This window comes from Streptomyces sp. NPDC058650, assembly GCF_042717315.1.
In the GTDB taxonomy this organism is placed as follows: Bacteria; Actinomycetota; Actinomycetes; order Streptomycetales; family Streptomycetaceae; genus Streptomyces.
The window spans coordinates 129,840-152,258 of sequence record NZ_JBHXRL010000018.1 but is presented as its reverse complement, the minus strand read 5'-3'; the positions used below and the strand labels follow the sequence as shown (position 1 = coordinate 152,258).

Genomic DNA, 22,419 nt, shown 5'->3' with positions numbered 1-22,419 from the left:
CGGGGCGGAATCGGCGTGCGCGGAGGCGGCGGGAACGGGGTCTGCGGGCACAGGGGCTGCGGGAACGGAATCGGCGTGCGCGGAGTCGGCGGGCACAGGGGCTGCGGGAACGGAGTCTGCGGGCACAGGGTCTGTGGGCGGGGACTTGTCGTGTGTCGCCGTCGCCACCACCACCGCAGGCCCGGCCCGGTCCGCCGTGGCGTGCGGGCCGGCCCTCCGGCCTCGCCGCCCGGCCGGGACTATCGGTTCCCCCGCAGCCGGGCGAGCCCGTTGAGGGTGGCGCGGGCTCGGGCCGCGAGGGCCGGGCGGTCGCGGACGAAGCGGTGGGCGCGCCGGGCGGGCTCGCGCCCGAGCCAGTGCAGGGCGGCGCGTGCGCCCGGGACGAAGACGACCCCCTCGTACACCGTCAACTCCCCTGTCTTCAGGGCGTCCTTGTACTCCGCGTCGCCGCGCCCCAGGTCGAGCATCCCGATCCCGGCGGCGGCCGCGCCCTCGGCCATCCGCAGATGGAGGACGAGCCCGGGCGAGTACTTCGCGAACTCAGGGTCGTACGCCGGGAACCAGCAGGACAGCACGGTCCCGGACCGCAGTCCGAAGTGGGCGGCGATGGGCCGCTCCCCCACGTACAGCACGGACAGGACGCCGGAGCAGCCGGGCGTGCGCTGCTCGTGGAGGCGCCGGACGAGGGTGGTGATCCATTCCTTGGCGAAGCGGTCGCCGCGCCCGGTCCTGCGGTACTGGGCGGACTTCCACTCCATGAGGGTGCGCAGGGCGGCCGGGTCGCGCTCGTCGAAGACGAAGCGCACCTCGCCGTCCGCCTGGCGGCCGAGCTTGCGCTCCTTGGCGAGGGTGGTCTTGAGGAACTTGGGCGACTGGACGCGCAGCAGCGCCTCGTAGGCCGCGTACCCCTCGCCGACGTCGATCACGGGCGAGGCGAACGACTCGGTGGCGGCGCCCTCGAAGACGGGCTGGCCGGCCTCCAGGTTGTCGAACTCCCACACCGCGGCCCCGCAGGCGCGCAGTACCGCGCGAGCGCCGGGTCGCAGTCCGGGCCGCAGAACGGCGCCCTGGCTGTCGGAGACGCCGAAGCCGATGGCCCGCCCCTGCCCCAACGCCCCTTTCTCGTACGGGAGGAAGCCGACCGGCTCGTCCCCCTCCCACCACACGGCGACCCGCGACCGGGGCCGCACCTCGGCGACCGCCCGGGTGAACTCCGGTTCCATGAAGGGGTTCGCGGGAGCGCCGGACGCTGCACGCAGTTTCCGCCACGCCTCGATCTCGCGCCCGCTCAGCTCCCCCGGCCTCACGATCCGCACCCGAAAAGCACTCACCTTGCCGACCCCCCGGTCCCCTGAGTACTGCCAGGACAGGACGGTACCGGTCCGAACCCCTCCCCGGCAGGCATACTCGGCCATTCCGTGGCCTCGCCGAGAAGCGGTGGTCACGTGGCGGGGAAGCCGGGGAAGGTGGACAAGACGCGGATGGGACAGGGAAGTTGAAGATCATCGGGCAGGGCAGGACCGCGGACGTCTACGCACTCGACGAGACGCGGGTGTTGCGGCGGTACCGGGACGGCGACGACGCGACGCGGGAGGCGGGGGTGATGACGCGGCTGGCGGGCCACGGCTACCCGGTTCCGGCGGTGGTGCGCGCGGAGGGGCCCGACCTGGTGATGGAGCGCCTCGCCGGACCGTCGCTCCTGGACGCGCTCCTGGACGGTGCGTACGACCCGGAACCGGCGGGCGCACTGATCGCGGAGCTCCTCGCCCGCCTGCACGGCCTGCCGGGCTCCCGCCTCCTGCACCTGGACCTGCACCCGGGGAACGTGGTGCTCACGGCCTCGGCGGGCCCCGTCGTCATCGACTGGCAGACCGCCGAGGAGGGCCCGCCGGGTCTGGACTGCGCAATGTCGGCGCTGATCCTCGCGGAGGTGGCGGTCTCCCCCGCCCCGTACGCCCCCGGCGCCCGCGCGGGCCTCGCCGCCCTCCTCGCGGCCGTCCGCACCCCGCTCCTTCCCCACCTCACGGCGGCCCGCACGCGCCGGGCGTCCGACCCGAACCTGACGGAAGGGGAGGTGGCGGCTCTGGGGGCGGCGGAGGCCCTCGTGAGGTCTCTGGCGACCGGCTGAGGGTCAGGACGCGGTGGCGTCGTCCGCGCCGGGCTTCCGCTTCACCTTGGTCACGTCCACGTCCTCCGTCTCCTGTGCCCCGAACGATTCGACGAGAACCCCGCGGTCGGTGCCGGTGACCTCCAGGATCAGGTTGTTGCCCATGAACCGGAGGTCGATCCGGGCCCGGGGCGAGCCCCCGTGGTCCGGCATGCGGTGGATGCGCGTCGGCGGGTAGTCCAGGGCGGTCAGCTTCTCCCGCAGAGCCGGCTGGTCGGCCGGACCCGCGCCCTCGAACGCCTCGCGGATGCGCTGGGCGTGCGCGTCACCGGCGCACTTGTCGATGGCGGTCAGCGGCACCTCCTCGACGGGTCCCGACCTCGTCGGGGCCGACTCCGGGGAGGACGGCGGCTCGGGGGCGTCCAAGGGGACCGGGAGGTCGCCGGGCTCCTCCGGCTTCGCCCCGTCCGGCAGGTTCTGGGGCGGGGTCGCGTCGTCCGCGGCCGGGTCGGCGGGCGGCGTGGGCAGACCGCCCGGCACGCAGCCGTCCAGGACGCGGGAGAACAGGGCCAGGAAGCGCATCTCCGGGTCGGAGTGCTTCGCCAGGTCGTCCGACGGGAGCGGCCGCGTCGACGTCGGCGAGGGCGTCGGCTTCGACGTCGGCCTGGCCTCGACTCCCACGGCGGACGCCTTGACCGGGGGCCTGCCGGTGGCGTCCGCCGTGCCGCAGGCGGTCAGGGCCATGCTGCCGAGCGCGGCTGCCAGGACGATCTTCGCGAGGCGGTTCGGAGTTCTCATGCGGGAATCATGCGAGCGACCGGGGGTCGCCCACATGAGTACCCCTACTCAACCGCCCCTGTGGTCAATCGGACTGTCGTCCGCCGCTTTTGACGCCGCGCCGGTCACTCAGGCCACGCGCACGCCCTTGCGCCAGACCTCCGTCACCAGCGGGACGCCCGGGCGGTACGCCAGGTGGACGGGGGACGGGGCGTCCAGGAAGGTCAGGTCCGCGCGGGCGCCGACCGTGAGGCGGCCGATGTCCGTGCGGCGGAGGGCCGCGGCGCCGCCGGCCGTGGCCGACCAGATCGCCTCGTCCGGGGTCATGCCCATGTCCCGTACCGCGAGGGCGATGCAGAAGGGGACCGAGGACGTGAAGGACGAGCCCGGGTTGCAGTCCGTGGAAAGGGCCACGGTCACGCCCGCGTCCAGGAGACGGCGGGCGTTCGGCCACTGCGCGCGGGTGGAGAACTCCGCGCCCGGGAGGAGCGTGGCTACCGTGTTGCCGGAGGCCAGGGCGTCGACGTCCGTGTCCGTCAGGTGGGTGCAGTGGTCCGCGCTCGCCGCGTCCAGTTCCACCGCGAGCTGCACGCCGGGGCCGTACGTCAGCTGGTTGGCGTGCACCCGGGGGTGCAGGCCCTTCGCCTTGCCCGCGGTGAGGATCGCGCGGGCCTGGTCGCCGTCGAAGGCGCCCTTCTCGCAGAAGACGTCGACCCAACGGGCGTACGGGGCGCAGGCGTCGAGCATCTCGCCCGTCACCAGCTCCACGTACGCCGCCGGGTCGTCCGCGTAGTCCGGGGAGACGATGTGCGCGCCGAGGTACGTCACCTCGTCGGTGTGCTCGGCCGCGATCCGCAGGGCGCGGGCCTCGTCCTCGACCGTCAGGCCGTAGCCGGACTTCGTCTCGAAGGTGGTCGTGCCCTGGCGGAGGGCTTCGCGCAGGTAGCGGGCCACGTTCGCGGACAGTGCCTCGTCGGAGGCGGCGCGGGTGGCCGCGACCGTCGTGCGGATGCCGCCCGCCGCGTACGCCTGGCCCGACATGCGGGCGTTGAACTCGGCGGTGCGGTCGCCCGCGAAGACGAGGTGCGAGTGGGAGTCGACGAAGCCGGGGATCACGGCCCGGCCGGCCGCGTCGACCCTGTTGTCAGTGGCGGGTGTTTTGCTGGTTTCACCGACCCAGACGATGCGGTCGCCGTCCACGACGACGGCCGCGTCCTGGATCAGGCCGAGAGGGGTTCCATCACCGAGAGAGGGGTCGTTGGTGACGAGACTGGCGATGTTGACGATGGCGGTGGCGGTCGTCGCCACGGCGCTGTTCGCGCTCGTGGGGGCGGAGATCGCCGCCGGGTTGTTCGTCGCCGCGGGGCCGTTGTTCATGGTGAGAGGTGTCTCCTTCAGCCGTTTCGGCCGTTTCAGCCGCGCAGGGCGGCGATCGAGTCCGCGAGGGCGCCGGCCACGTCCGGTACGGAGTGGTGCGCCCCGTCCCGTACGACGTGACGACCGGCCACGACCGTGTGCCGGACGTCCGCTGCCGACGCGGCGAATACCGCCGTCTCTGCTGCCAGACGCGGTACCGGTCCCGCTGTCCTGACCGTGTCCAGGGCGATCGTCGTGAAGTCGGCGAGCGCGCCGGCCTCCAGGGTGCCCGCGTCCGGCCAGCCGAGGGCCGCGTGGCCGTCGGCGGTGGCGGCCCTGAGGAGGGCGGCGGCCGTCCAGTGGCCGCGGGTGCGGGTGCGCAGGCGCTCGTTCAGCTCCATGGCCCGCGCCTCCTCCAGCAGGTCGATGACCGCGTGGCTGTCGCTGCCCAGGGAGAGCGGTGAGCCGGCGCGCTGGAGGGCGACCGCCGGGCCGATGCCGTCCGCGAGGTCGCGTTCGGTCGTCGGGCACATGCAGGTGCCGGTGGTCGACGTGCCGAGGAGGGCGATGTCCGTGTCCGTCAGGTGCGTGTTGTGGACGCCTGTGGTGCGGGGGCCCAGGACACCGTGCTCGGCGAGGAGCTGGGTGGGCGTGAGGCCGTGCGCCGCGAGGCAGGCGTCGTTCTCGGCGGTCTGCTCCGACAGATGGACGTGGAGAGGGGCCTCCCTGTCCTGTGCCCACCGGGCGACCGTGGCGAGCTGGTCCGCCGGGACCGCTCGTACGGAGTGGATCGCCGCTCCGACGCGTACGCCGTCCCGCTCCTTCAGGGCCGACACGCGCTCGGCCCACCGCTCGGCGGTGCCGTCGGTGAAGCGGAGCTGGTGCTTCTCGGGCGCGGCGCCGAAGCCGGAGGAGAGGTAGGCGGTGTCGAGGAGGGTGATGCGGATGCCCGCCTCGGCCGCCGCGGCGATCAGGGCCTCGCCCATCGCGTTGGGGTCGGCGTACGGGCTGCCGCCGGGCGCGTGGTGCAGGTAGTGGAACTCGCCGACGGAGGTGATGCCGGCGAGCGCCATCTCCGCGTACACCGCGCGGGCGAGGGCGAAGTAGCTGTCGGGGGTGAGGCGCTGGGCGACGGCGTACATCACCTCACGCCAGGTCCAGAAGGTGCCGGAGCCGACCTGGACGGTGCCGCGCAGGGCGCGGTGGAAGGCGTGCGAGTGGGCGTTGGACAGGCCGGGGATCGTCAGGCCGCGCAGGACGACCGCGCCCGGGGGCGGGGTGTCGACCCCGGTGCGGACGGCGGTGATGCGGCCGTCCGACACCTCAAGGGCCACGCCCGGCTCGACGTTCGTGTCGAGCCAGGCGTGCTCCAGCCAGTACGTCGTCAGCGACACGCCAGGCCCTCCAGTACGTCGGCGAGTGCGAGGACCCCGGCCGCGCAGTCGTCCTCGGCCGCGAATTCGGCCGGGGAGTGCGAGACGCCGGTGGGGTTCCGTACGAACAGCATGGCGGTCGGGATCGATTCGGAGAGGATTCCCGCGTCGTGTCCCGCGCCCGTGCCGAGGACGGGGACCTTCCCCGCGCCGTGCGAGGACTCCACCAGGAGGCGGGACAGCTCGTCGCGCAGGGCGTGCGAGAAGTCCACGATCGGGGTGAAGGACTCCCGGACGACCGTGAGGTCGATGCCGTGGCGGTCGGCGTAGGCGCGGGCTTCCGCCTCGATGCCCGTGACGACCTTGTCCAGGGCGCCCTGGTCGGCGGCGCGGGCGTCGAGCCAGCCGCGGACGAGGGACGGGATCGCGTTGACGCCGTTCGGCTCGACCGCGATCTTGCCGAAGGTGGCGACCGCTCCCGCGAGTTCGGCCTCGCGGCGGGCGGCGAGGACCGTCTCCGCGTAGGTGAGCATCGGGTCGCGGCGGTCGACGAGCCGGGTGGTGCCGGCGTGGTTGGCCTCGCCGGCGAAGTCGTAGCGCCAGCGGCCGTGCGGCCAGATCGCGGAGGCGAGGCCGACGGCGTCCCCGGACAGGTCCAGGGCCCGGCCCTGCTCGACGTGCAGCTCGACGAAGGCGCCGATCCGCGCGAGGCGCTCCGGGTCGGGGCCGATGGCGGCCGGGTCGTAGCCGGCCGCCTCCATCGCCTGCGGGAGGCTGATCCCGTCGGCGTCGCGGAGCTCGTACGCCTGCTCCTTCGTCAGCCGGCCCGCGGTGAGGCGGGAGCCGACGCAGGCGAGGCCGAAGCGGGCGCCTTCCTCGTCGCCGAAGTTGACGATGGCGAGGGGCTTCTTGAACACCGCGCCGCGGGAGCGGAGTTCGTCGAGCGCGGCGAAGGCGGACACGACGCCGAGGGGGCCGTCGAAGGCGCCGCCGTCGGGGACGGAGTCCAGGTGGGAGCCGGTGACGACGGCGTCACCGGCGGTGGGGTCGCCGAGCCAGGCCCACTGGTTGCCGTTGCGGTCGGTCTCGACGTCCAGGCGGCGGGCCTCGGCCTGCATCCGGAACCAGAGCCGGCAGTCGGCGTCGGCGCCGGTCCAGGCGTAGCGGCGGTAGCCGCCCGAGGCGTCGCTGCGGCCGATGGGCCGCAGCGACTGCCACATGGCGTGGAAGGTGGCGCTCACGCCGAGGCCTCGTCGTCGGAGCCCTCGCGCATCGGGACGCGGACGCCCTTCTCGTCGGCGACGCGCTCCGCGATGTCGTAGCCCGCGTCGACGTGGCGGATGACGCCCATGCCCGGGTCGTTGGTGAGCACGCGGCGGATCTTCTCGCCGGCGAGCGGGGTGCCGTCGGCGACCGTGACCTGGCCGGCGTGGATGGAGCGGCCCATGCCGACGCCGCCGCCGTGGTGGATGGAGACCCAGGAGGCGCCGGAGGCGACGTTGACCATGGCGTTGAGGAGCGGCCAGTCGGCGATGGCGTCGGAGCCGTCGAGCATGGCCTCGGTCTCGCGGTACGGGGAGGCCACCGAGCCGCAGTCCAGGTGGTCGCGGCCGATCGCGAGGGGCGCGGCGAGGGTGCCGTTGCCGACCATGTCGTTGAACATGTCGCCGGCCTTGTCGCGCTCGCCCTGGCCGAGCCAGCAGATGCGCGCCGGGAGGCCCTGGAAGTGGACGCGCTCGCCGGCCATCTTGATCCAGCGGTGCAGGGACGCGTTGTGAGAGGACTCAGCCTCCGGGAAGAGCTCCAGGAGCGCCTTGTCCGTCTTGTGGATGTCGCTCGCCTCGCCCGAGAGCGCGGCCCAGCGGAACGGGCCCTTGCCCTCGCAGAACAGCGGGCGGATGTAGGCGGGGACGAAGCCGGGGAAGGCGAAGGCCCGGTCGTAGCCGGCGAGCTGTGCCTCGCCGCGGATCGAGTTGCCGTAGTCGAAGACCTCGGCGCCGGCGTCCATGAAGCCGACCATGGCCTCGACGTGCTTGGCCATCGACTCGCGGGCCCGCACCGTGAACCCGGCCGGGTCCTTGGCGGCGGCGTCGGCCATGTCGTCGAAGGCGACGCCGACGGGGAGGTAGGCGAGCGGGTCGTGGGCGGAGGTCTGGTCCGTCACGATGTCGATCGGTGCGCCCTCGGCGAGCATCTGCGGGAGCAGTTCGGCGGCGTTGCCGAGGAGGCCGATGGAGAGCGGGCGGCGGGCGTCGCGCGCCTCGGTGGCCAGCTGGAGCGCGTGGGCGAGGTTGTCGGCCTTGACGTCCAGGTAGCGGTGCTCGATGCGGCGCTCGATGGCGCGCGGGTCGACGTCGACGCAGATCGCGACGCCGTCGTTCATCGTCACGGCGAGCGGCTGGGCGCCGCCCATGCCGCCGAGGCCGGCGGTGAGGGTGATCGTGCCGGCCAGGGTGCCGCCGAACTTCTTCGCGGCGACGGCGGCGAAGGTCTCGTACGTGCCCTGGAGGATGCCCTGGGTGCCGATGTAGATCCAGGAGCCGGCGGTCATCTGGCCGTACATGGTGAGGCCGAGCTGCTCCAGGCGGCGGAACTCCTCCCAGTTCGCCCAGTCGCCGACCAGGTTGGAGTTGGCGATGAGGACGCGCGGGGCCCACTCGTGGGTCTGCATGACGCCGACGGGGCGGCCGGACTGGACGAGCATCGTCTCGTCCTGCTTCAGGGTGCGCAGGGTGCGGACCATGGCGTCGTACGAGCGCCAGTCGCGGGCGGCCTTGCCGGTGCCGCCGTAGACGACGAGCTTGTCGGGGTGCTCGGCGACCTCGGGGTCGAGGTTGTTCTGGAGCATCCGGAGGGCGGCTTCCTGCTGCCATCCCAGGGCGCTCAGTTCCGTACCGCGTGCTGCTCGGACGGGGCGGGGTCCTGACATGGGGGTGCCTCCTCGAATGTCGATCAGATATTCACATCTTGGCGCGCTGAATAGTTGTAGTCAACAGGGTGGGCGTCACCCGTCCGAGCGAGCCGGAATGATGGGATGGGCCACATGGCCTCCTACCGTCGTGATCTCGCCGTCCGAGCCTCCGTCGACCAAGGACTCCTCTCCCCCGCCGAGCCTGTCGTCGCGCTCCTCGACACCACCGGCATCCGCGCCTCCGCCGCAGCTCTGACCAGCGCATTCGCCGCCGTCACCGACGCCCACGTCCTCCACGCCTTCGCCGTCAAGGCCGCCCCGCTCGTCCCCGTCCTGCGCCTCCTCCACGACGCGGGGCTCGGCGTCGAGGTCGCCAGCCCCGGCGAGCTCGCCCTCGCCCGCGCCGCCGGGATCCCGCCCAGCCACACCGTCCTCGACTCCCCCGCCAAGACCCCGGCCGAGCTGCGCCAGGCCCTCGCGCTCGGGATCGCCGTCAACGCCGACAACCTCCAGGAACTGGACCGCCTCGACGCGCTCGTCGCCTCCGCGCCCACCGCCTCGCCCCTGGGACTCCGGGTGAACCCGCAGATCGGAGCCGGTTCCATCGGGGCGCTCTCGACCGCGACCGCCACCTCCAAGTTCGGCGTGGCCCTCCGCGACGAGGGCGCCCGCGAGACCGTCGTCCAGGCCTTTCTGGACCGGCCGTGGCTGACCCGGCTGCACACCCACACCGGCTCCCAGGGCATCCCGCTCGCCTTGATGGCCGAAGGCGTCGGAGAGGCCTACGCCCTCGCCGAGGAGATCAACCACAAGGCGGGCCGGCAGCAGATCGACACCCTCGACATCGGCGGCGGCCTGCCGGTCGACTTCACCTCCGACGAGGAGACGCCGACGTACGCCGAGTACGCCCGGCTGCTCGCCGACACCGCCCCCGGCCTCCTCGACGGCCGCTACCGGCTCGTCACCGAGTTCGGCCGCTCCCTGCTCGCCAAGCACGGCACGGTCCTCGCCCGGGTGGAGTACACCAAGACCTCCGGGGGCCGCCCGATCGCCGTCACCCACGCGGGCGTCCAGCTCGCCACCCGTACGGTCTACGCCCCCGACTCCTGGCCGCTGCGGATCCTCGCGTACGACGCCGAGGGCCGCCCCCGCGCCGGGGACGACACCGTCCAGGACGTGGCGGGTCCCGCCTGCTTCGCCGGGGACCTGCTCGCCACCGGCCGCGCGCTGCCGCTGCTGCGCCCCGGCGACGTCGTGGCCGTCCCGGACACCGGCGCGTACTACTTCGCCCACCACTACGCGTACAACAGCCTGCCCCGGCCCGGGATCCACGGCTTCACGGTGGCCGAGGACGGGGCGGTGACCTTCTCGACGGTACGGAAGCCCCAGACGCTGGACGAGATCGTCGCGGAGGCGGGCGGGGCACACGCGAACGCCCTCGTCGGGTAGCGCGGGCGGCCCGTCGGGTAGCGCGGCCGGGCCCGTCGGGTAGCGCGGACGCGGCGCCCCGGCTTCGATGAGGGCATGACTGGAACGGGTTCGGACACCACCTCCGTCGTCGTCGAGCGCCGGGTCGCCGCCTCCCCCGGGCGCGTCTGGGAGGCGATCACCGACCTGCGGGACATGCCCCGCGTCCTCTCGGGCGTCGAGAAGGTCGAGGTGCTCACCGAAGGCGGCTTCGGCGTGGGCACGCGCTGGCGCGAGACGCGACGGATGCTGGGCAAGGAGGCCACGGAGGAGATGACCGTGACCGAGTGCGTGCCGCCCGACCGGTACGTCACGGTCGCCGACTCCCACGGCATGCACTACGTCTCCGAGCTCACCCTCAAGGCCGACGGCGACGGCACGACCCTGCGGATGACCTTCTCGGCCCGGCCGGCGAGCGACCGCACGCCGGGATTCGTCACCCGGCTGCTCGCCCGCTTCGGCGCGAAGGCCGTCGCCAAGGCGCTCGCGAAGGACCTGTCCGACATCGCGAACGCCGTGGAGTCCCGCGCCTGACGCAAACGGATCGGTCAATTCCCGCCACCGTCCGGCATGTTCCGATGGAAAATGCCAGAACACCCCCCGCAGGCCGGAACGTTCAGTAACGTCACCGTCACCGACGTTCGTTCGCGCGCCGTATCGGGAGGGGAATCCGCGTGCCCGGAATCGACGAGTGCCTGCTGGAGGCCATGGCCCTGCCAGGCGCTCGCGGAGCCTCCCTGGTCGACTGGACCAGCGGGCTCGCGCTCGGGACGGCGGGCGAGTCCCCCACCGGAGACCACGAGACCACGGCCGCCGAGACCGCCGAACTCGCTCGTGCGGCAGCCGAGTTCGACTCCTTCGCGGCGACGGGGGAGCCGCCGGGAGAAGCGGCACCCCCGCCCGGCCCGCCCGTCGAGGACCTGATCGTCACCACCCGCGTCGGCTACCACGTCCTCCGCTTCGTCGAGACCTCCTTCGACAGCAGCGTCTTCCTCCACCTCTGGCTCGACCGCGACACCGGCAACCTCGCCCTCGCCCGCATACGCCTCCGCGACCTCGCCGAGAGGCTGGTCCTCGGATGAGTCCCGGCGTCACCGCCCCGGCCGCCACGCCGCCCGCACCCCCCGTCTCCCCGATGCTGGTCCGGCTCGCCGCCGAGAAGGCCACCGGCGCGCTGCTGCGCGACCACGGCACGCTCTACCTCGTCGACGGCCGCGTCGTGCACGCCGAGAGCCCCGCCGCCCCCGGCGTCGACGTCCTCCTGACCACCGGCGGGCGCCTGCCCCGCGAGGGCTGGGACGAGGCCGTCGACCGGGCCGGCGCCCACCGCGCCGTCGGCCGCTTCCTCGTCGACAGCGGCCGGCTGCGCGACGGCGAGCTGGAGATCTGCCACCTCGGCGCCGTCTTCGACGCGGCCTTCTTCGCCCTCTCCCCCACCAGCGGACCGACCCGCTTCCGGTACGGGGTCGGGCACTGGTTCGGGACGGTGCGGCCGGTCTCCGCCGAGGCCGTCGAGCGCGAGACCGTACGCCGCCGTGAACTCCTCGACGCCGTCTGGCCGTACGCCTCCGTCGACAGCGCCCCGGTCGTGCCGCGTCCCGCCGCCCCCGGCCAGACCGTCGGGGCCCGGCAGCGCGCCCTGCTCACCCTCGCCGACGGGGAGCGGACCCCGGCGGAGCTCGCCCGGCTGCTCGGCCGCCCCGCCTTCCACACGCTCCTCGACGTCCGGCGGCTCGCCGCGGCCGGACTCGTCGAGACCCCGCCGGACCCCGGCCCCGACCCCGTACCGCCCCCGCAACCGCTCCTGGCGGCCCCGCAGGTGGCCGACCCCGACATCGCCCTGCTGCGCCGGCTCCGTGACGCCCTGGAGGCACATCTGTGATGAGACGTGCCCTGCGCCTGCGCGCCGAGAGGAGACAGCTCATGACTGCGGAAACAGAGGTCCTCGGCGAACTCAGACGGCTGCGGGCCCGGCTGCCCCAGCTGACCGGAGCCCTCGCGGCCAGCGCCGACGGCCTCGTCCTCGCCCACGACACCGTCGACGGCGAGGCGGAGAGCGTGGCCGCGCTGACGGCGGCGGCGCTCGGCGTCGGCCGGCGGCTGACCGACTGCACGGGCCAGGGCCGCTTCCGCGAGCTCCTCGTCCGCGGCGAGAGCGGTTACGTGGCGACGTACGCGGCCGGCGGCGCGGCCGTCCTGACCCTGCTCGCGGAGCCCCGGATCAACGTGGGACGGCTCCATCTGGAGGCCCGCAGGTCCAGCGCCCGGATAGGCGAACTCGTCGACGGGGCGCTGGAGCGCAAGGACCCGGCCTGACCCGAAGTCCGAAGAAGCCCAAGAAGAGCACGCAGAAGAACACGAAAAGGAAGTGCGACACCATGGCGAACACCGAGACCTCCCTCAAGGAAGCCGCCGCGATCGACGGCGCCATCGGCGCGGCGCTCGTCGACTACACGAGCGGCATGGCGCTCGGCACCATCGGCGGCGGCAAGGAGCTCGACCTGAACGTGGCCGCGGCGGGCAACACCGACGTGGTCCGGGCCAAGGTCCGGGCGATGGAGATGCTCGGCCTCGGCGACGAGATCGAGGACATCCTGATCACCCTCGGCCGGCAGTACCACCTGATCCGGCTGCTCAGGAGCCAGGGCGCGAACGGCCTGTTCCTGTACCTGGCCCTGGACAAGGAGCGCGCGAACCTCGCGATGGCCCGCCACCACCTCAAGAAGATCGCGACCGAGCTCCAGGTCTGACCGGACCCGGACCCCTCACTCGACGAACAGACCCCGCGCGGCCGCCTTCGTGTCGAACTCCTCCAGGCGCGCCTGCGCGTCCGGGAGTTCGTCCGCCATGGCCTCCAGCAGGACCCGGCCGAGCATCATCGGCGCGCAGGCCGTGTCGAAGGCGAGCCCGGTGCCGACGGCGGCCGGGATCAGCAGGTCGCTGTGGGCGGCGACGGGCGCGAACGCCGAGTCGGCGACGGCCACGACCGTGAGCCCGGCCGCCCGCGCGTACTCCAGGGCCTCGACGACCTCCCGGGGGTGCCGGGGCAGGGCGAAGCAGAGCAGCGCCGTCGCCCCGGCCCGTACGGCCGCGTCGACGCGGTCCGTGAGCATCGAGCCGCCCTCGTCGAGGAGCCGGACGTCGGGGTGCACCTTGGCGGCGAAGTAGGCGAAGCCGCGCGCCTGCGAGGAGGCGGCCCGCAGGCCGAGGACGAGCAGCGGGCGGGAGGAGGCGAGGAGCCGGCCGGCCCGCTCGACGGGCTTCGGGTCGGCGAGCAGCCCGGCCAGGTGCCGGAGGTTCTCGATCTCGGCGAGCACGGCCTGCTGGTACTCGTTGTGGCCCTCGCCGGCCTTCTCCGCGGCGGCGCCGGGCTCCGGGGGCGCGACCTCCCGCAGATGGCGGCGGAGCGCCGGGTACCCGTCGAAGCCGAGGGCGACGGCGAAGCGGGTGACGGAGGGCTGGCTGACCCCGGCGAGCTCGGCGAGCTCGACGCTGGACAGGAACGGCACGTCGGCGGCGCGCCGCACCATGCAGTGCGCGATGCGCCGCTGCGTCGGCGTCAGCCGGTGCCCCTCGAAGAGCGCCTGCAGCCGTCCGGCCGGGCTGTCGCTCATGCCGTCCCCCTTCCGCCTATTCATCCACGAACAACTCTGCATAAGGATATGCAGCGGGGTGACGGGAGGGGAACGGGTGAGGGAAGGGAAGAGTGACGCGGGGACCGCCGCACCCCCGGTGAAGGGGGGCGGGACGACGGCGGTCCCCGCGTGGGACACGGGCCCGGGTCAGGGCCGGTCTCCGCGTCCGCGGCGTCTGTGGAGGCCCGGGAGCCGCTCCGGAAGTCCGTGACGCCGACGACCACCAATGTGCCGGACGCGTGTTAAGCGGGTGCTGCGGGTACGTGTCGCCCTCGTACCAGTTGTACGAACGACTCCACGCACCCCGCACCGCCCGTCGCTCGGACTACTTCGCGCCGCCGTTGGCCAGGAAGGCCAGCAGGTCCTGGCGGCTGACGACACCGGTCGGCTTGCCCTCGACCAGGACGATCGCCGCGTCGGCGGCCTCGCCGAGGACGGACATCAGGTCGGCGACGGGCTCGCCGGAGCCGACCTGCGGCAGCGGCGGGCTCATGTGGCTCTCCAGCGAGTCCTCCAGGGAGGCGCGCTTCGTGAAGAGCGCGTCGAGGAGCTCGCGCTCGACGACCGAGCCGACGACCTCGGCGGCCATCACGTCGGGGTGGCCGGCGCCGGGCTTGACGATGGGCATCTGGGAGACGCCGTACTCGCGCAGCACCTCGATGGCCTGGCCGACGGTCTCGTCCGGGTGCATGTGGACGAGCGAGGGCATGACGCCCTCCTTGTGGCGCAGGACGTCGGCGACGGTGGCGGTGGAGGTGTCCTCCAGGAAGCCGTAGTCGGCCATCCACTCGTCGCTGAAGATCTTGGACATGTAGCCGCGGCCGGAGTCCGGCAGCAGCACGACGACGACGTCGTCGGGCCCGAGCTCCTTGGCGACCTCCAGGGCCGCGACGACGGCCATGCCGCAGGAGCCGCCGACGAGCAGGCCCTCCTCCTTGGCGAGGCGGCGGGTCATCTGGAACGAGTCCTTGTCGGACACGGCGACGATCCGGTCCGTGACGTTCCGGTCGTACGCGGTCGGCCAGAAGTCCTCACCGACGCCCTCGACCAGGTACGGACGGCCGGAGCCGCCGGAGTAGACGGAGCCCTCGGGGTCGGCGCCGATGACCTTGACGGAGCCGCCGCTGGCCTCCTTGAGGTAGTTGCCGGTGCCGGAGATGGTGCCGCCGGTACCGACGCCCGCCACGAAGTGGGTGATCTTCCCGTCCGTCTGCTCCCAGAGCTCGGGACCGGTGGTCTCGTAGTGGGAGCGGGGGTTGTTCGGGTTGGAGTACTGGTCGGGCTTCCAGGCACCGGGCGTCTCACGGACGAGCCGGTCCGAGACGTTGTAGTACGAGTCCGGGTGCTCGGGATCCACGGCGGTGGGGCAGACGACGACCTCGGCGCCGTACGCCCGCAGGACGTTGATCTTGTCGAGGGACACCTTGTCGGGGCAGACGAAGATGCACTTGTAGCCCTTCGTCTGGGCCACGATCGCGAGGCCGACGCCGGTGTTCCCGGACGTGGGCTCGACGATGGTGCCGCCGGGCTTGAGCTCGCCGCTCTGCTCGGCCGCCTCGATCATGCGGAGGGCGATGCGGTCCTTGACCGAGCCGCCCGGGTTGAAGTACTCGACCTTGGCCAGGACGGTTGCCTGGATACCCGCCGTGACGTTGTTGAGCTTCACCAGCGGGGTGTTGCCGACGAGGCTGATCATCGAGTCGTGGAATTGCACCGTAATCTCCGGGGTCTCCGTAATGGTGTGGCCAGCGTATGCGTAGTCGGAGCGGCTTACGGGGCAGTTAGACCCTGAACGGCTTGAAGACCCCGAACGGTTCGAAGGAGGTGACGGCCCCGATGTCGAGGGCGAGGGTGGCACGGCGGATCGCGGCGGGTGCGGCCTACGGCGGCGGGAGCATCGGCCTCCTCGGCGTGGCCGCGGTCGGGCTCCTGCTGACCGAGATGCAGCTGGCGAAGAGATCGGTGGGGAACGGGACGGCGCCCCTGCCGCCGGTGTCGGACGGCCTCTACGGCCGTTCCTTCGGTACGGAGAGACCCCTGCGACTGGCCCTTCTGGGTGATTCCACGGCGGCGGGTCAGGGGGTGCGCCGCGCGGGGCAGACGCCGGGCGCGCTGCTCGCCTCGGGGCTCGCGGCGGTGGCGGAGCGGCCGGTGGTCCTGCGGAACGCGGCGCTGTCGGGAGCGCGCTCGGACGACCTGGAGCGCCAGGTGTCGCTTCTCCTCGCCCAGCCGGTGGGGGCGCCCGACGTCTGCGTGATCATGATCGGCGCGAACGACGTGACGCACCGGATGCCGCCCACGGAGTCGGTGCGGCACCTCGCGGCGGCGGTGCGGCGGCTGCGGACGGCGGGCGCCGAGGTGGTGGTCGGGACCTGCCCCGACCTGGGGACGATCGAGCCGGTCTACCAGCCGCTGCGCTGGCTGGCCCGGCGGGCCTCGCGGCAGCTGGCGGCGGCGCAGACGATCGTGGTGGTGGAGCAGGGGGCGCGGACGGTGTCGCTGGGCGATCTGCTCGGCCCCGAGTTCGCGGCGAATCCGCGCGAGATGTTCGGGGTGGACAACTTCCACCCGTCGGCGGAGGGGTACGCGACGGCGGCGATGGCGGTACTGCCGACGCTGTGCGCGTCGCTCGGCGTGTGGCCGGAAACCGACCGGCTGGAGCCGGCGCGGCGGGAGAACATCCTGCCGGTGGCGAAGGCGGCGGCCGAGGCGGCGAAGGAGGCCGGCACGGAGGTCACGGGCGCGCGGGCGCCGTGGGCACTGCTGAAGCACCGCCGCCGGCGACGGCTCCCGGTCGATACGGAGACCCCGGCCCCGGAGGACGCCCAGACGTGACCCACCCCGGTCCAGCCCAGCCAGCCCAGCCCAGCCCAGCCCAGCCCAGCCCAGCGGGACGATTGCCCACGCGGCGGGGGGTTGCCGACTGAGCGTACGCTTAGAAAAGAGGTCCGCGTCACACGTCCGGGCCGGTGACCGCATGCGGTACGTACGGGTAACTTCCCTTTCAGTCCGCTCACTCCGCACCCTCATGGAGCCGTGATGCCCGAAGCCGTGATCGTCTCGACCGCCCGCTCGCCCATCGGACGGGCCTTCAAGGGCTCCCTCAAGGATCTGCGGCCGGACGACCTCACCGCGACCATCATCCAGGCCGCCCTGGCCAAGGTGCCCGAGCTCGACCCCCGCGACATCGACGACCTGATGCTGGGCTGCGGTCTGCCCGGCGGCGAGCAGGGCAACAACCTGGGCCGGATCGTCGCCGTGCAGATGGGCATGGACCACCTGCCGGGCTGCACGGTCACCCGCTACTGCTCCTCCTCGCTCCAGACCTCCCGCATGGCGCTGCACGCCATCAAGGCCGGCGAGGGCGACGTCTTCATCTCGGCCGGTGTCGAGATGGTGTCCCGCTTCGTGAAGGGGAACTCGGACTCGCTGCCCGACACGCACAACCCGTTCTTCGCCGAGGCCGAGGCCCGCACCGCCGAGGTCGCCGCCTCCGAGGGCTCCGCGTGGCACGACCCGCGCGAGGACGGCATCGTCCCGGACGCGTACATCACGATGGGCCAGACCGCCGAGAACCTGGCCCGCTGGAAGGGCATCAGCCGCCAGGAGATGGACGAGTTCGGCGTACGGTCGCAGAACCTCGCCGAGCAGGCCATCAAGAACGGCTTCTGGGAGCGCGAGATCACCCCCGTGACGCTGCCGGACGGCACCGTCGTCTCCGGCGACGACGGCCCGCGCGCCGGCGTCACCCTGGAGGGCGTGCAGGGCCTCAAGCCGGTCTTCCGCCCCGACGGCCTGGTCACCGCCGCCAACTGCTGCCCGCTGAACGACGGCGCCGCCGCGCTCGTGATCATGTCGGACACGAAGGCCCGCGAGCTCGGTCTGACCCCGCTCGCCCGCATCGTCTCCACCGGCGTCTCCGGCCTCTCCCCCGAGATCATGGGCCTCGGCCCGGTCGAGGCGTCGAAGCAGGCCCTCAAGCGCGCCGGCCTGACCATCGGCGACATCGACCTGGCCGAGATCAACGAGGCCTTCGCCGCCCAGGTCATCCCGTCCTACCAGGACCTGGGCCTGGACCTGGACAAGGTGAACGTCAACGGCGGCGCGATCGCCGTCGGCCACCCCTTCGGCATGACGGGCGCCCGCATCACCGGCACCCTCATCAACAGCCTCCAGTTCCACGACAAGCAGTTCGGCCTGGAGACCATGTGCGTCGGCGGCGGCCAGGGCATGGCCATGGTCATCGAGCGGCTGAGCTGAGCCGTAGCGGAGGGTAGGGGTCCGCTGAGCTGAGCCGTAGCGGAGGGTAGGGGGTCGCCTGAGGAACGAAGGCGGCACCTGCCCGCAGCGGTGGCGAGGCCCAGCGCGACCAGAGAAGCGAGCTCTCGCCATCACCCGGGCGGGGAGCGCTCAACCGCTCCGCGTCCGAGCCGTGACCGAATCTCCCCCAGGATGTGACCTACGTCCCGGGGGAGTTCGTTTTCGCAGGTCAGAGCCGTCTTGGGACTAAACACCCGGCCGAAATACCTGTCCAATTCGTGACGTAATGCACTGACAGCAGGCACCACCTCAGGACAAGCTGATGTAGGAAGTCGGGGGATCGACTCGGAATCGGGAGTACGTCAGTGAGCGCCATGTCTCTTGCCCTGCTGCTGACCACGGCCGCTGCCACGGCCGTGGGCGCTGCTGCCCTGCACGCCGTCCACGGTCTCCGCAAGGAGGTCACCGGCCTCCGCAATGAGCTGGCGGCCGCTCGCGGCGTCACGGTCCCCGCGGCCAGGGCCACGCCCGCCGCGGAGATACGGGCCGCGGTCGCCGAAGCGCTGGCCGAGGAGCGCGAGCGCGAGCTCGCGGAGGCCCGTGCCTTCTGGGCCGCGCAGGAGGCCCGTGACGCGGCCGACGCCCCGTCCCTGCTCGGCGGGCTCGGCGGCCCGGCCGAGGACGGCCCCTTCTTCGTCCCGCGCCAGGCCGACTTCGCGGGCCTGGAGGCGATGGCCCTGGAGGCCATGGAGGCGGAGGCCGCCGCGCTGGACGGCGTCGCAGGACTGGACGCCGTGGGCGGACCGGACGGCCTGGGCGGACTGGACGGCCTCGCCGACCTCGCCGACCCGCTCGACGAGTTCCCCGAGGACTCCGCGGAGCTGGCCGCGGCCCGCCGCCGCCACCCCTCGCACCCGGACTTCGTGCCGGTGCAGACCCCGGTCGTCACCGACCACGAGCGGACGGTGGCGCGCCTTGAGGAGCTCGCGGACACCCGCACGGCGCTGACCGACGTGCGCCCCGGCCCGCTCGGCACCCTGGACGTGTACGTCTTCGCGGACGGCACGACGCTCTGTATGACCCCCGGACACCGCGAGACCGCGGAGCGCCTCGCCGAGGCCCTGCGCTCGGGCCGCGCCCCGGTGCTGCTCGGCGGATCGGGCGTCTCGGGCGCCTTCGCCCTCACCTTCTCGTACGGCGACAACGACGACGAGAACGTCTACATCCTGGCGGACCGCGTCATCGCCTCGCTGTAGCCCCTCCTCTTCCCGCGCGGCGGCCTCCGGCCGCCGATCGCCGAAGCGCCGGCACGCGCCGCACCGCAAGGCCCGAGCCTGAGAGCCGAGCCGCAAGGCCTGGCTCCCCGCCGCTCCGGCGCCCCAGAGGCCTCCCCGGCGCTGTCGCCCCCGGTTCCGGCGTCTCAGAGCCCCGAGCGCTCCGCCGCCTCCCGTACCAGCCTCACGGCCTCGCCCAGTTCCCCCTCGCAGGAATCGGCCGGGGCCGTTCGCAGGATCTCCGCCAGGTCGTGCCCGGCGACGACGAGCTGGTCGGCGACGGTGAAGACCCCCGCGTCCGGCATCGTCAGCGGCTCCCGCTCCGGGCTCTCGGCGCGCTGGGCGCGTACCGCGAGCTCCCGGGCGAGCGCGAGCCCCTCGGCCGCGGCCCCGCGCTGGAGGCGGCTCTGCGGGGCGGCCCGCAGCCGGTCGGCGAAGCGCTCGACGGCGGCGTTCAGTTCACTCGTATCAAGCACCCCGCAACCCTACGTGCCGCCCGGGAGCGCCCCCGCGGCGCCGCGACGGCGCCGTGTGCGCGACGCCCGGCGCACGGGGTCGCCGAGCCCGGGTTCCGGGGGTGCGGGCCGCTCAGCGCCTTCGGGGAGCTCGGCGGCGTCGCCCCGCACGTCACCCGCCCTCACGCGACCACAAGAAGGCCCTGCGGGCGTACCCCGCCGAGAAGCAGCCGGGAATGCGGAAAGGGCCCGCCCGGCACGAAGCCGGACGGGCCCTTCCCCCGAGCTCGGAGGCGTCAGTCGTCGCCCTGCAGGATCGACAGCAGACGCAGCATCTCCAGGTAGATCCACACCAGGGTCATGGTGAGACCGAAGGCGGCCAGCCAGGCCTCCTCGCGCGGCGCGCCGTAGTTCACGCCGTCCTCGACCTGCTTGAAGTCGAGGGCGAGGAAGCAGGCGCCCAGGATGACGCCGATGACACCGAAGAGGATGCCGAGGCCACCGCTGCGGAAGCCGAGGCCGTCACCGCCGGCGAAGACGGCGAAGAGGAGGTTGACCACCATGAGCAGCATGAAGCCCATGGCGGCGGCCATCACGAAGCCGTAGAAGCGTCGGTTGACCCGGATCCAGCCCATCTTGTAGGCGATCAGGACGCCGGCGAAGACCGCCATCGTGCCCAGGACCGCCTGCATGACCACGCCGTCGGCGATGTACGTCGAGACGGCGGCCGAGATCACACCGAGGAAGACGCCCTCGAAGGCCGCGTAGGCCAGGATCAGCGCGGGCGACGCCTTGCGCTTGAAGGACTGCACCATCGCCAGGACGAACGCGATCAGCGCGGCGCCGATGGCGATGCCGTAGGACTTGCCCAGGTTGGCCGAGTCGACCGGCAGCAGGAACCAGGACAGGACGGCGGTGAGCACGACCGTGCCGAGCGTCATGGCCGTACGGCTCACGACGTCGTCGATCGTCATCACGTTGCCGCGGGCCTGCTGCGGGGCGCCGAGCGCGGCGTCCTGCGGGGCGTACGGGTTGGTGGCGTACGGGTTCGTCGCACCCTCGGCGTACGGGGTGCCGGTGGCGTACGGGTTGGTTCCGACGGCGGGGCCCCCGGCCTGCGGCTGCTGCGCGTTCACCGCGTAGCCGTTGTCGCGGCTGAACCCCCGTCGCGAGAAGACCGGGTTGCTGCTCCTCATCTCACTCCTCCATGGCAGACCGCACGGCGCGGCCTTGCGTCAAGAGTAATGCGTAGGCAAAAGAAACTCCCTAGTGCTCGGGGAGGATCTTTTCGGCGCTGATCGCCCGGCACGCCCTGGCGAAGCCGGAGACGCGGCGGGTCGACCACCGGACCTCGGGTCCGCTTCTCCCGCGACGGCATCGCGCCCGCGGCGGGAGGGGAGACCTGCTCTCCGAGGAGCTCGGCTCCTGGCTGCTCGACCGGCCGCCCAAGCACTGACAGAGGGACTGCGCCGGGCCCCAGGCACTCGCCTGCGGCCCGGGGTGGTGCCCGGAACCGGACTTGAACCGGTACGGCCCGAGGGCCAGCGAGGTTTAAGCTCGCCGTGTCTGCGTATTCCACCATCCGGGCGTTGCGCGAAGCTCCGCGTTGGCACAGGAGCCTATCCGGGCCTTTTCCCTCGTTCAGCGGAACATGGGCCCGATGTTGTCTTATTTTATTGACGCCTGAGGGTGCGTCAGTGCAGGTGAGAGGCTTTTCCCCGAACTGTGACGGGGGTCGCAGGCGCAAAGCCGCGCCCACCGGAATGACGAAAAGTCGTCGCACGTCTGTCACGTCGGCTCGAAGCCGCCTCTCAGGGACGCCGTCATACCTCAGGAGGAGGATCGGAGGCTCCGGTCCGACTCGAGACTGCCCCGAGAACGGGCACGTGGACGGACGCTCCGGGCCGGAACGCTCGACACGATGGAGGGGTTCCCGCAGCAGCCCCGCAGTGACAGGAGTCCCCCCTCGTGACCACCACCCCCACCGTGTCCCGCGCCACCGCGGTGGCCGCCCGCGCCACGGATCTCTCGAAGGTCTACGGACAGGGCGAGACCCAGGTGGTCGCGCTCGACCACGTCACCGTCGACTTCCGGCAGGGCGAGTTCACCGCGATCATGGGCCCCTCCGGCTCCGGCAAGTCGACCCTGATGCACTGCGTCGCCGGCCTGGACTCCTTCTCCTCCGGCTCGGTGCGGATCGGCGAGACGGAGCTCTCCACCCTCAAGGACAAGCAGCTCACGCAGCTCCGCCGGGACAAGATCGGCTTCATCTTCCAGGCCTTCAACCTGCTGCCGACGCTGACGGCCCTGGAGAACATCACGCTGCCGATGGACATCGCGGGCCGCAAGGCCGACAAGCAGTGGGTCCAGCAGGTCATCGACATGCTCGGCCTCTCCGCCCGGCTCAGCCACCGCCCCACCGAGCTCTCCGGCGGCCAGCAGCAGCGCGTGGCCGTGGCCCGCGCCCTGGCCTCCCGCCCCGAGATCATCTTCGGCGACGAGCCGACCGGAAACCTGGACTCGCGCTCCGGCGCCGAGGTCCTGGGCTTCCTGCGCAACTCGGTCCGCGAGCTGGGCCAGACCGTCGTCATGGTCACCCACGACCCGGTGGCCGCCTCCTACGCGGACCGCGTGATCTTCCTCGCCGACGGCCGGATCGTCGACGAGATGCTGCACCCGACGGCGGACGGGGTGCTCGACCGCATGAAGGCCTTCGACGCCAAGGGCCGTACGAGCTGACGCCGTAGGGGGTGTCTCGCCGATCGGGCCGGGCTCGCGGCGTGACCGGCAAGACACCCCCTCGC

General features: G+C 72.8%; 21 protein-coding genes and 1 tRNA gene. 11 read left to right on the top strand and 11 right to left on the bottom strand.

The annotated features are described in order from the left end of the window. Positions 1-239: 239 nt before the first annotated feature. On the bottom strand, positions 240-1,316 hold the full coding sequence (locus ACFWWU_RS27785; protein ID WP_384148908.1) for a GNAT family N-acetyltransferase: 1,077 nt from the start codon (positions 1,314-1,316) through the stop codon (positions 240-242). A 179-nt stretch (positions 1,317-1,495) separates the two neighbouring features. Between ACFWWU_RS27785 and ACFWWU_RS27780 the strand changes: the two genes are divergently transcribed. After that, positions 1,496-2,128, top strand: coding sequence for a phosphotransferase (locus tag ACFWWU_RS27780; protein WP_384148906.1), 633 nt, complete (start codon positions 1,496-1,498; stop codon positions 2,126-2,128). 3 nt (positions 2,129-2,131) lie between these two features. Here the strand turns inward: ACFWWU_RS27780 and ACFWWU_RS27775 are convergent, their stop codons facing one another. From ACFWWU_RS27775 to hutU, 5 genes are all read right to left on the bottom strand, one after another. Then, positions 2,132-2,905 (bottom strand): hypothetical protein, encoded by a 774-nt coding sequence (locus tag ACFWWU_RS27775; RefSeq protein WP_384148904.1) that lies wholly within the window; start codon positions 2,903-2,905, stop codon positions 2,132-2,134. A 108-nt stretch (positions 2,906-3,013) separates the two neighbouring features. Continuing rightward, positions 3,014-4,261 carry an imidazolonepropionase gene (gene hutI / locus ACFWWU_RS27770; protein WP_384148902.1) on the bottom strand — a complete coding sequence of 416 codons (1,248 nt, stop codon included), beginning with the start codon at positions 4,259-4,261 and terminating at the stop codon, positions 3,014-3,016. Between the two features lie 35 nt (positions 4,262-4,296). After that, a complete protein-coding gene (locus tag ACFWWU_RS27765; protein ID WP_384148900.1) occupies positions 4,297-5,634 on the bottom strand; it encodes a formimidoylglutamate deiminase in 1,338 nt (445 codons plus the stop codon). Further along, on the bottom strand, positions 5,625-6,854 hold the full coding sequence (locus ACFWWU_RS27760) for an allantoate amidohydrolase (protein ID WP_384148898.1): 1,230 nt from the start codon (positions 6,852-6,854) through the stop codon (positions 5,625-5,627). Before ACFWWU_RS27760 ends, ACFWWU_RS27765 begins: the two co-directional genes overlap by 10 nt. Further along, positions 6,851-8,542 (bottom strand): urocanate hydratase, encoded by a 1,692-nt coding sequence (gene hutU, locus ACFWWU_RS27755; protein ID WP_384148896.1) that lies wholly within the window; start codon positions 8,540-8,542, stop codon positions 6,851-6,853. The genes ACFWWU_RS27760 and hutU overlap by 4 nt, the downstream gene beginning before the upstream one ends. 105 nt (positions 8,543-8,647) lie before the next feature. On the opposite strand from hutU, the gene ACFWWU_RS27750 reads away from it, so the two are divergent. The 6 genes from ACFWWU_RS27750 to ACFWWU_RS27725 all read left to right on the top strand — a co-directional run bounded on the left by ACFWWU_RS27750 (position 8,648) and on the right by ACFWWU_RS27725 (position 12,741). Further along, positions 8,648-9,973 carry a diaminopimelate decarboxylase gene (locus ACFWWU_RS27750; protein WP_384148894.1) on the top strand — a complete coding sequence of 442 codons (1,326 nt, stop codon included), beginning with the start codon at positions 8,648-8,650 and terminating at the stop codon, positions 9,971-9,973. Between the two features lie 75 nt (positions 9,974-10,048). Beyond that, the gene (locus tag ACFWWU_RS27745; protein ID WP_384148892.1) at positions 10,049-10,525 is read left to right on the top strand and encodes an SRPBCC domain-containing protein; all 477 of its coding nucleotides are present in this window, start codon (positions 10,049-10,051) and stop codon (positions 10,523-10,525) included. Positions 10,526-10,665: 140 nt separating this feature from the next. After that, on the top strand, positions 10,666-11,073 hold the full coding sequence (locus tag ACFWWU_RS27740) for a hypothetical protein (RefSeq protein ID WP_384148890.1): 408 nt from the start codon (positions 10,666-10,668) through the stop codon (positions 11,071-11,073). Beyond that, a complete protein-coding gene (locus ACFWWU_RS27735; RefSeq protein WP_384148888.1) occupies positions 11,070-11,873 on the top strand; it encodes a transcriptional regulator in 804 nt (267 codons plus the stop codon). The genes ACFWWU_RS27740 and ACFWWU_RS27735 overlap by 4 nt, the downstream gene beginning before the upstream one ends. Before the next feature lie 41 nt (positions 11,874-11,914). Next, positions 11,915-12,307 (top strand): roadblock/LC7 domain-containing protein, encoded by a 393-nt coding sequence (locus ACFWWU_RS27730; protein ID WP_384148886.1) that lies wholly within the window; start codon positions 11,915-11,917, stop codon positions 12,305-12,307. 62 nt (positions 12,308-12,369) lie between these two features. Next, positions 12,370-12,741, top strand: a complete 372-nt coding sequence (locus tag ACFWWU_RS27725; RefSeq protein ID WP_384148884.1) for a hypothetical protein — start codon at positions 12,370-12,372, stop codon at positions 12,739-12,741. A 15-nt stretch (positions 12,742-12,756) separates the two neighbouring features. On the opposite strand, the gene ACFWWU_RS27720 is transcribed toward ACFWWU_RS27725, so the two are convergent. Further along, positions 12,757-13,605, bottom strand: coding sequence for a MurR/RpiR family transcriptional regulator (locus ACFWWU_RS27720; RefSeq protein ID WP_384148882.1), 849 nt, complete (start codon positions 13,603-13,605; stop codon positions 12,757-12,759). A gap of 346 nt (positions 13,606-13,951) precedes the next feature. Then, a complete protein-coding gene (locus tag ACFWWU_RS27715; protein WP_384148881.1) occupies positions 13,952-15,340 on the bottom strand; it encodes a cystathionine beta-synthase in 1,389 nt (462 codons plus the stop codon). A 137-nt stretch (positions 15,341-15,477) separates the two neighbouring features. On the opposite strand from ACFWWU_RS27715, the gene ACFWWU_RS27710 reads away from it, so the two are divergent. The 3 genes from ACFWWU_RS27710 to ACFWWU_RS27700 all read left to right on the top strand — a co-directional run bounded on the left by ACFWWU_RS27710 (position 15,478) and on the right by ACFWWU_RS27700 (position 19,142). After that, positions 15,478-16,461, top strand: a complete 984-nt coding sequence (locus tag ACFWWU_RS27710; protein WP_384148960.1) for an SGNH/GDSL hydrolase family protein — start codon at positions 15,478-15,480, stop codon at positions 16,459-16,461. Between the two features lie 204 nt (positions 16,462-16,665). Beyond that, positions 16,666-17,886 (top strand): acetyl-CoA C-acetyltransferase, encoded by a 1,221-nt coding sequence (locus ACFWWU_RS27705; RefSeq protein ID WP_384148879.1) that lies wholly within the window; start codon positions 16,666-16,668, stop codon positions 17,884-17,886. A gap of 365 nt (positions 17,887-18,251) precedes the next feature. Continuing rightward, the gene (locus tag ACFWWU_RS27700) at positions 18,252-19,142 is read left to right on the top strand and encodes a hypothetical protein (protein ID WP_384148877.1); all 891 of its coding nucleotides are present in this window, start codon (positions 18,252-18,254) and stop codon (positions 19,140-19,142) included. 164 nt (positions 19,143-19,306) lie between these two features. Here the strand turns inward: ACFWWU_RS27700 and ACFWWU_RS27695 are convergent, their stop codons facing one another. The 3 genes from ACFWWU_RS27695 to ACFWWU_RS27685 form a co-directional block, all read right to left on the bottom strand. Then, entirely contained in the window at positions 19,307-19,636 is a 330-nt protein-coding gene (locus tag ACFWWU_RS27695; RefSeq protein WP_384148875.1) for a hypothetical protein, read from the bottom strand. Positions 19,637-19,911: 275 nt separating this feature from the next. Further along, entirely contained in the window at positions 19,912-20,811 is a 900-nt protein-coding gene (locus ACFWWU_RS27690; protein WP_384148873.1) for a Bax inhibitor-1/YccA family protein, read from the bottom strand. Between the two features lie 305 nt (positions 20,812-21,116). Then, positions 21,117-21,203, bottom strand: a tRNA-Leu gene (locus ACFWWU_RS27685). Positions 21,204-21,583: 380 nt separating this feature from the next. Between ACFWWU_RS27685 and ACFWWU_RS27680 the strand changes: the two genes are divergently transcribed. Further along, the gene (locus tag ACFWWU_RS27680) at positions 21,584-22,354 is read left to right on the top strand and encodes an ABC transporter ATP-binding protein (protein ID WP_317596006.1); all 771 of its coding nucleotides are present in this window, start codon (positions 21,584-21,586) and stop codon (positions 22,352-22,354) included. The last annotated feature ends 65 nt before the right edge of the window (positions 22,355-22,419 follow it).

Coding starts and splice junctions, on each gene's coding strand:
- hutU (WP_384148896.1), bottom strand. CDS start 8,542: ATGTCAGGACCCCGCCCCGTCCGAGCAGCACGCGGTACGGAACTGAGC.
- ACFWWU_RS27750 (WP_384148894.1), top strand. CDS start 8,648: ATGGGCCACATGGCCTCCTACCGTCGTGATCTCGCCGTCCGAGCCTCC.
- ACFWWU_RS27775 (WP_384148904.1), bottom strand. CDS start 2,905: ATGAGAACTCCGAACCGCCTCGCGAAGATCGTCCTGGCAGCCGCGCTC.
- ACFWWU_RS27725 (WP_384148884.1), top strand. CDS start 12,370: ATGGCGAACACCGAGACCTCCCTCAAGGAAGCCGCCGCGATCGACGGC.
- ACFWWU_RS27730 (WP_384148886.1), top strand. CDS start 11,915: ATGACTGCGGAAACAGAGGTCCTCGGCGAACTCAGACGGCTGCGGGCC.
- ACFWWU_RS27690 (WP_384148873.1), bottom strand. CDS start 20,811: ATGAGGAGCAGCAACCCGGTCTTCTCGCGACGGGGGTTCAGCCGCGAC.
- ACFWWU_RS27705 (WP_384148879.1), top strand. CDS start 16,666: ATGCCCGAAGCCGTGATCGTCTCGACCGCCCGCTCGCCCATCGGACGG.
- ACFWWU_RS27735 (WP_384148888.1), top strand. CDS start 11,070: ATGAGTCCCGGCGTCACCGCCCCGGCCGCCACGCCGCCCGCACCCCCC.
- ACFWWU_RS27745 (WP_384148892.1), top strand. CDS start 10,049: ATGACTGGAACGGGTTCGGACACCACCTCCGTCGTCGTCGAGCGCCGG.
- hutI (WP_384148902.1), bottom strand. CDS start 4,261: ATGAACAACGGCCCCGCGGCGACGAACAACCCGGCGGCGATCTCCGCC.
- ACFWWU_RS27720 (WP_384148882.1), bottom strand. CDS start 13,605: ATGAGCGACAGCCCGGCCGGACGGCTGCAGGCGCTCTTCGAGGGGCAC.